This window comes from Methanohalobium sp. (genome assembly GCF_018609725.1).
Classification (GTDB): Archaea; Halobacteriota; Methanosarcinia; order Methanosarcinales; family Methanosarcinaceae; genus Methanohalobium.
Window position 1 is genome coordinate 1 of the sequence record NZ_JAHENT010000023.1, and the last position, 7,320, is coordinate 7,320.

Sequence of the window (7,320 nt, forward strand, 5' to 3'; positions counted from 1 at the left end):
AGATTATCCTTTTCTACATCTTCAGTTTCCTCACCTATCTCGATTGTTGCAGTCCCCTCAAGTACATAGAAAAACACATCAACAGGTGTGATATGTTTCCTTAGACTTTCTCCTGGTTTTAATTCTATATGAACTGCCTGACCATGGTCCTTATCATATAATTTTCTTGCATCCACACCATGTGGATTTTTCTGTACTGGTTGTGACTCTACATCTGTTATCTGCATTATATTACCTCTATTATATGTATGAATTATAAAATAAAAAAAAGATATGAAATTTAGAGCAGTTTTTCCATATCTTCTTCCACAGTAGTGTTAGGTGCGATATTGAATTTATCCACCAGTACATTGAGTACATTTGGTGACACAAAGGCTGGCAGACTTGGGCCGAGTGTTATATTCTTTACACCAAGACTCAGGAGTGAAAGCAGTACAAGTACAGCCTTTTGCTCATACCATGCTATATTATAGGAAACAGGCAGTTCATTGATGTCATCAAGTTCAAAGGCTTCTGCCAGTTTCTGGGCGATAACCACGAGTGAATAGGAATCATTACACTGACCTGCATCCAGTATCCTTGGAATTCCACCTATTTCTCCAAGGTCGAGTTTGTTGTAGCGGTACTTGGCACATCCGGCTGTCAATATAACAGTGTCTTCAGGAAGCTGTTTCGCAAAATCGGTGTAGTATTCTCTTTCTTTTTTGCGGCCGTCACAACCAGCCATTACCACAAACCTTGAAATCTGACCGTTTTTAACTGCATCTACGATTTTATCAGCAACAGACAAAGCGGCATTGTGTGCAAACCCACCCATGATTTTGCCTTCTTCAAGCTGTTGTGGTGGGTTAGAGTTTTTAGCCTGTTCTATCACCTGTGAGAAATCCTTGTTTCCGTTCTCATCGGCTTTGATATGTGTTGCTCCATCGTAACCTACTATACTTGTGGTATACAGTCTGTTGATGTATGAATCCTTAGGCGGTACGATACAGTTTGTGGTCATAAGTATGGGGCCATTGAATTTCTCAAACTCTTCTTTCTGTTTCCACCATGAACCACCATAATTGCCAACAAAATGGTCGTATTTTTTTAGCTCAGGGTAAGTATTTGCAGGGAGCATCTCACCGTGGGTATAGACATCTACTCCTGTTCCTTCGGTCTGTTTAAGGAGCTGTTCCATGTCCTTCATATCATGACCGCTTATCAGTATTCCCGGATTATGCCTTACTCCAAGATTGATTTCAGTTGGTTCTGGATTTCCATAGTTGCTGGTGTGTGCCTCATCAAGTATGGACATTGTTTTTACACCCATACTTCCACACTCAAGCACCAGATTGGTCAAATCATCTGCAGAAAGGTTATCGTCCACTGTTGCCAGCAGTCCTCTTTCCATAAATTTGAATATATCATCATCACTGTAACCAAGTACATGAGCATGATGGGCATAGGCTGCCATACCTTTTATACCATAGGTCAGCAGTTCTCTTAATGATCTAACATCTTCATCCTTTGTAGCCAGAACACCGATATTCTCATCATTATCGATGTTTGCAGAGGATACTGTTGCAATATCAGGCAAACTGCTTTCATCGATAGTGTTTTTATGAAGAAGTTTGCTCTTAATCTGGTCTGTCAAGGAGATATCTCGACCTTCAACAGGGTCTATGTTGTTTTGAACAAGCTTATCCTTTACCTGGTCGCGTATATTGAACGCGTTATTTATCATATCTCTAAAATCATCAGCACTGAAATTTACATTGGTCACTGTCGCAAACAGTGCATCCAGCATAAACCTGTCAGTTTTTTCATCGTTGAGCCCATGTTCTCTTGCTTTGGTATTGTAGAAAGCAATACCTTTAAGCACATACATTAATTCATCCTGAAGATTTGCCACTTCGTTGGATTTACCACAGACTCCTTTTTTCGTACATCCTTCGCCTTTTGCTGTTTCTTCACATTGATAACAAAACATTATATTGTACCTCCATTTTTGGTATCTTTATGATATTTAGTATAATATGGATACCTATTTATATAACCGGCAGTTTCTATATTGATACTATGAAAGACTGCACATTATACAAGACAGTAGACATTATCGGAAAAAGATGGTCTCTTTGCATATTGCTGGAACTGTATAAAGGACAAAACAGTGAGAAACAGTTCAATGAACTCAAAAATATGCTGCAAAATATAACTCCAAAAACGCTTACTACCCGTTTAAAAGAACTTGAACAATATGGACTTGTCAACAAAAAAGTAGATGGTTCCACAGTTCCCATTAAATGTAAATATTCACTTACCGATAGCGGTGAGGATTTTATTGAGGTTATACAGCAAATCAAGAAATGGGGTCTGAAATGGAAATTTGAAAATAAAGAATGTGAAAGGTCAAAATGTAAATTCTGTGGATTGGAAAACATTGAATGAATTTATTCATATCCCAGTAATTTACACGCCTGGCATAAACTTCCGGTACACAAATCACCACATACCCTACACTCGTTAAGTTTGTTTTCCTCTGGAGGATATTCTTTTGCAAGTATGGGTACCAATTTCTGGAATCCACTTAATAATGAATGTTTGGTTCCGGGATGTTTTGACTCAAATTCATTCAGCATATCCCTTACTTCCCCCCTTATTGCTTCATGAGCATAGGGACACTCACTAAAATCCATAGGAAGTTCATTGACAATCGCGTAGAGTGCTACTTCTTTTTCAGGTATACTACGCAGAGGTTTTATACGCAGGGTAAGTCCTTCTATTTTCTTGGGTGGGTCAAGGCGTACCAGACGGGATACATCACCTTTTAAATGGTTTAATAGAATAGTCTGAGCTTCATCATCAAGATTATGACCTATTGCAAGTCTGGTTGCACCTTTTTCCTTTGCTGTTTTGTTTAAAAGTTTTTTCCTGAGTACTCCACAATAACTGCATGCTCCGTATGAACGTTGTTTTTGTGTGAGCTCATCAAGTGTCATTCCGTATTCATCGGCAAACGAACGAATAACGTGTTTTATACCCAGATTATCAGTAAGTTCTTTTGATTTTTGTATTGTATCTAAACGGTAATCAAATATCCCTTCATCGATGGTGATAGCTACAAGGTTTATATCAGGTCTATCTCCAAATATTTTGTTTATTATATAAAGTAAAACTGTACTGTCCTTGCCACCGCTTAAAGCTATTGCTATTGTTTCATTTCTGTTTATGTTGTAATGTTTTCTAATGGTTAGCTTGATTTTTCTTTCCACATCTTCTACAAAGTGTTTTTTGCAAAGATGCATTCCAGAATATTTTTGATAGATTATTGATTCGTTATCACATTTTGTACATTGTATACCCATAGATGTCATTCTACCTGAAAGAGATTTCATATAAATAAATTCTCATCAAACATATTATCTATGCTTTTTAACTGATAAAATTGAAAAATAAAATTTTTATCACACATCAAATAATTTACCTGTAAATATTGTATTAAGTATATTCATTTTGACATATAAAGGGTTAGGATGTTTCCACCAGCTGATTTATCGGTTACAATGCTATTGTTGTCTATACTGGTAGGTTACATTCTTGGAGTAATTTTAGGGTTAATCCCCGGAATACATAACAACAATTTTGCGATGATCCTTGTATCTTTATTCTCTGTAATGGCTGATTATGGCATAAATACTCTATCAAAAATAGATTATTACAAGTTTTGGATTACAGTCATACTTGAGCTTGCTGTACTTGTTATCCTGTTTACAGGACTATATGGGTTGTTGATATTTATAATAGCCACACCCATAGGAATGATGGCTTCTTTTATGACGTTGAGAAAATCAAACGCAATGGGTGTCATTTTACTGCCTGGCATATTATATCTTTCATAAAACACCAAACAGATTAATCATTAATTATATCATCTGAGTTTGTATTGTCAATCACCTTCTTACCTCTTGATGTCGGAACGATTGACAATTCAGCATCTTCAAACTCCTGTTCTAACGGATCATAATCCGAAATCCTATCCATTGTCACTGAGATGGCGGCTACTTCAGAATGAGGCTGATTTCCTACAGCCACATTCAAGTCAGCCATGTCATAAACTTCAGGCGGTACTTTTTCTGCACCCACTACAATCATGATTTTATGCCAATTTTTTATATCGCTTTCAACATCAGAAAGATTCAAGCCGTACATGGACAGGTGACATACTTTTCCACCGTTGTTTTTCCATGATTGTATTTCTTTCTTCCAGTCAACATTGTTTTTTACATAAAAATTACCGCCCCACCTTCTAGCTACAGATTCGATATTATCTGCTATAGCCCTGTCATCAGATGCGAGCAACAAACCATCTGCTCCAAATGCTCGGGCCGTTAAACCTACATGTGTAGTAATTCTTTTATCTCTTTCAGGACGGTGACCCAGACGCAATACAACTATTTGTTTTCCTGTCATAGAAATCAATCACAATAATAACTTAATTACAGCTCCTTATAACTCGGAACCCTTTCAAGAAGCATTCCCTCTATCATAATAGGAGAATTCATCTGAGCGCTTTTTACTGCATTTTTAAGTTTATATTCTTTCTCCGCATGGATTGTCAGCACTGCCTGGTCTTTTTTCACTGATTCCCCTCGTTTTTTATGTATTAAAACACCTGCTCCTTTATCATTTGGTGCTCCAGCAAGTCTTGCAATTTCAATAAGGCGTTTATTATTAAATTCTATAAGATAACCATCTGTAGGTGCTGTTAATTTATGGGTATATTCCCCGGCATTTATGTCATCTGAGGTCACATTTGAATCTCCACCTTGTATGTCTATAATCTCTTTCATTTTGTTCAAAGCGTAACCATTTTTGAGGGTATTTTCTGCTACTTTTCTGCCCTGTCCTTTGATAGCTACACCACCCATCTCAAGAAGCATGCCTGCAATAGAGGTACTTTTTTCTATCAAACTGTTTGGACCTTCCATAGATTCTAAAACTTTAAGTGCTTCTCTAACTTCAAGTGCCGGTCCAACAGTTCTACCTACCGGAGAAGAACCATAAGTAAGTGCACATTCAACATTCATCCCCAAACGTTCACCAAGATTTATCAGGTCTCTTGCAAGCTTTCTCCCTTCTTGAACATTTTTTATTTTAGTACCTTCTCCGGTTGGTATATCAATTACAACCTGATCTGCACCTACTGAACCCTTTTTAGCCATAATAGACGCCAGAAGTTGGCAATGAGGATCGATAGAAAGCGGATATTCAATGCGTATAAGTTTGTCATCTGCCGGAGCTATATTCGTAGCTCCACCCCAAGCCAGAACTCCTCCTATTTTTTCAGTCATTGACCGTACTTCTGATGCATTGAATTCTACAGGTGCCAGAACTTCCATCAAATCTGATGTTCCACCTGCTCCAGTAATAGCTCTTGAACTTGTTTTAGGAATCATTAAACCGTTAGCTGCTACGATAGGAACTACAAGAAGAGATATTTTGTTACCCGGAACCCCACCAATGGAGTGTTTATCCATTACTGGATGAGTATCAAATTCTATTTTTTCGCCTGTATCTATCATGGCTCTTGTTAACCATTCAGTTTCATCATCGCTCATATCGTTGATGTAGGAAGCAGTCATAAATGCAGATAATTCTATATCACTAAGGCTTTCATCCACTATACCATTAACAAGCAGGTAGATTTCCTCTTTGGTCAATTTTTGTTTATTCATCACCTTCTTGATTACCTGTGCTGATTTAGGGATGGAAGCGGGTGAAATATCAACAGTTTCCGTCCATTCTCTTTGTAATTTTTCCTGAACTTCATGATATAACCCCACCATACCCGGAGATATCATATCTTCGGTAAAATCCACAATTGCTGTAAGACTGTCATGGTCTCTTACTCTTACTCTATCTCCTTCATTTACACCAAGTTCTTTTGCATCTACTGTATTAAGAACTACTTTATATTTCCCGACTTTGATATTAAGGGGCTGTACTTTAAGCTGCATTGTTACTTCCTGTTACTGATTAATTTGATGATAGATTATATCCGATAATTTTTAAAGATACGAACTAATGAAGCCCATCCATATTTATAAATGTTGAAACTGAAATAATCATTATTTTGCTAATTATTTTTTTGTTCTTTCTCTTTGCAAACTTGAACATCGATTGGTTATACTATAGATTTAATCTTTTTCAGCATCATGAAAGTTAAAAGAGTTAACTTTTATCAAACGCTATATATAGGGCTTTTATAATCAATATAAATATAAAATAATCCAATAACGGGGAGATATCATATACGAATGGAAATTAAAAGATACTATTGTTGATAATGGAATGTATGCCAGATGCGGCACATGTGCAGTGGTTTGTCCCAACGACCTTCTGGAAAAGCCTGCCCGAATGATGCAAGAGAAATTGAAAAAGAAGGTTACATGGCTCTTGTAGGTAGTAAATCCGGAAGTGAAATTGTAGAGGCAACAAATATGGGCATGATGGATGAAGGTGAACTTGTGGATTTTGTTAATGGAGTGATGAAAGTTTATGAAAAAATATGCTGATAAACCACAGAGAGAAAAACTGTCCGCAGTGATGGAAGAAGTAGGCAAAGGCAGGTTTTTAAGTGAGGTTAAAGACTTTAAAAAAGAAATGGATAGTGTTTAACTATCCCTTTATTGTTTTCTACTTCTTTTCAGATACATCAAAAGTACTGCCCCAAGCAAACCGGCGGTGATTATCGGACTTGCTGTAGGCACTTCTTTGGAAACACCTTCATAGTGACTCAAATCTTCATCTGAAACTGTTTCGTCCTCATAATCACCTGTAACACTACCTACATTTTCGTACTGACCTTCTGTTGCAGTACCAGTATATTCATAGACCCAAGTTTCTGTCTGATTGAGGTAGCCATCCCCATTTACATCACCACTCTGATAAACCGGAGTTACACCTGTTACACTGTCTGTGACCTGTACGTTTTCAAGCGGTACATTACCAGTATTGTTTACAGTGTAAGTCCATGTGACCTGATTCCCGGTTTCTATTTCGGGTCCCGTCGGTGTATCGGCATCATCTCCATTAGTTGATTTCTCGATGTCTATGGATGGATTCGATGGAATGATTCCGAAGTAGTGGCTCGGGTCTTCATCTACTACTGTGATGTCACCGTATTCTCCAGTCACGTTACCAAGATTGGCATACTGACCTTCTTCTGCTGTTCCGGTATCGGTCACTGTGGTACTCTCTCCTACTGCAAGATCTCCTATTGCAGAGGTAAAGGTTGTCTGGTTGTCACTTACCTCTACACTGCTGAGATTCACGTTA

The 7,320-nt window shown here is 37.6% G+C and carries 8 protein-coding genes and 1 pseudogene; 3 read left to right on the top strand and 6 right to left on the bottom strand.

Annotated features, from left to right (window positions below; genetic code table 11):
- Both QZ276_RS01225 and hcp read right to left on the bottom strand, forming a co-directional pair.
- A partial coding sequence (locus QZ276_RS01225; protein WP_292484551.1) for a cupin domain-containing protein occupies positions 1 to 227 on the bottom strand: 227 nt, incomplete at its 3' end.
- Between the two features lie 53 nt (positions 228 to 280).
- Positions 281 to 1,972, bottom strand: coding sequence for a hydroxylamine reductase (hcp, locus tag QZ276_RS01230; RefSeq protein ID WP_292484552.1), 1,692 nt, complete (start codon positions 1,970 to 1,972; stop codon positions 281 to 283).
- A gap of 89 nt (positions 1,973 to 2,061) precedes the next feature.
- Between hcp and QZ276_RS01235 the strand changes: the two genes are divergently transcribed.
- Complete coding sequence (locus QZ276_RS01235) at positions 2,062 to 2,430, top strand: helix-turn-helix domain-containing protein (protein ID WP_292484554.1); 369 nt, start codon at positions 2,062 to 2,064, stop codon at positions 2,428 to 2,430.
- 2 nt (positions 2,431 to 2,432) lie between these two features.
- On the opposite strand, the gene QZ276_RS01240 is transcribed toward QZ276_RS01235, so the two are convergent.
- A complete protein-coding gene (locus QZ276_RS01240; RefSeq protein WP_292484563.1) occupies positions 2,433 to 3,347 on the bottom strand; it encodes a TIGR00269 family protein in 915 nt (304 codons plus the stop codon).
- 168 nt (positions 3,348 to 3,515) lie between these two features.
- On the opposite strand from QZ276_RS01240, the gene QZ276_RS01245 reads away from it, so the two are divergent.
- Positions 3,516 to 3,881 carry a hypothetical protein gene (locus QZ276_RS01245; RefSeq protein ID WP_292484556.1) on the top strand — a complete coding sequence of 122 codons (366 nt, stop codon included), beginning with the start codon at positions 3,516 to 3,518 and terminating at the stop codon, positions 3,879 to 3,881.
- A gap of 13 nt (positions 3,882 to 3,894) precedes the next feature.
- On the opposite strand, the gene QZ276_RS01250 is transcribed toward QZ276_RS01245, so the two are convergent.
- Together QZ276_RS01250 and QZ276_RS01255 are read right to left on the bottom strand one after the other, a co-directional pair.
- Positions 3,895 to 4,452: a tRNA (cytidine(56)-2'-O)-methyltransferase gene (locus QZ276_RS01250; protein ID WP_292484558.1), complete on the bottom strand. Its 558-nt coding sequence runs from the start codon at positions 4,450 to 4,452 to the stop codon at positions 3,895 to 3,897.
- Positions 4,453 to 4,478: 26 nt separating this feature from the next.
- Positions 4,479 to 5,999 (bottom strand): AMP phosphorylase, encoded by a 1,521-nt coding sequence (locus tag QZ276_RS01255; RefSeq protein WP_292484560.1) that lies wholly within the window; start codon positions 5,997 to 5,999, stop codon positions 4,479 to 4,481.
- Between the two features lie 345 nt (positions 6,000 to 6,344).
- On the opposite strand from QZ276_RS01255, the gene QZ276_RS01260 reads away from it, so the two are divergent.
- Positions 6,345 to 6,557 carry a hypothetical protein gene (locus QZ276_RS01260; protein ID WP_292484562.1) on the top strand — a complete coding sequence of 71 codons (213 nt, stop codon included), beginning with the start codon at positions 6,345 to 6,347 and terminating at the stop codon, positions 6,555 to 6,557.
- A gap of 111 nt (positions 6,558 to 6,668) precedes the next feature.
- On the opposite strand, the pseudogene QZ276_RS01265 reads toward QZ276_RS01260, so the two are convergent.
- Positions 6,669 to 7,320: pseudogene (locus QZ276_RS01265) on the bottom strand (PPXXXP-CTERM sorting domain-containing protein); the annotation flags it as partial.

Bases quoted from the DNA above. Each gene is read 5' to 3' on its own strand.
- hcp (WP_292484552.1), bottom strand. From the start codon at position 1,972: ATGTTTTGTTATCAATGTGAAGAAACAGCAAAAGGCGAAGGATGTACG.
- QZ276_RS01235 (WP_292484554.1), top strand. From the start codon at position 2,062: ATGAAAGACTGCACATTATACAAGACAGTAGACATTATCGGAAAAAGA.
- QZ276_RS01240 (WP_292484563.1), bottom strand. From the start codon at position 3,347: ATGGGTATACAATGTACAAAATGTGATAACGAATCAATAATCTATCAA.
- QZ276_RS01245 (WP_292484556.1), top strand. From the start codon at position 3,516: ATGTTTCCACCAGCTGATTTATCGGTTACAATGCTATTGTTGTCTATA.
- QZ276_RS01250 (WP_292484558.1), bottom strand. From the start codon at position 4,452: ATGACAGGAAAACAAATAGTTGTATTGCGTCTGGGTCACCGTCCTGAA.
- QZ276_RS01255 (WP_292484560.1), bottom strand. From the start codon at position 5,999: ATGCAGCTTAAAGTACAGCCCCTTAATATCAAAGTCGGGAAATATAAA.
- QZ276_RS01260 (WP_292484562.1), top strand. From the start codon at position 6,345: ATGCGGCACATGTGCAGTGGTTTGTCCCAACGACCTTCTGGAAAAGCC.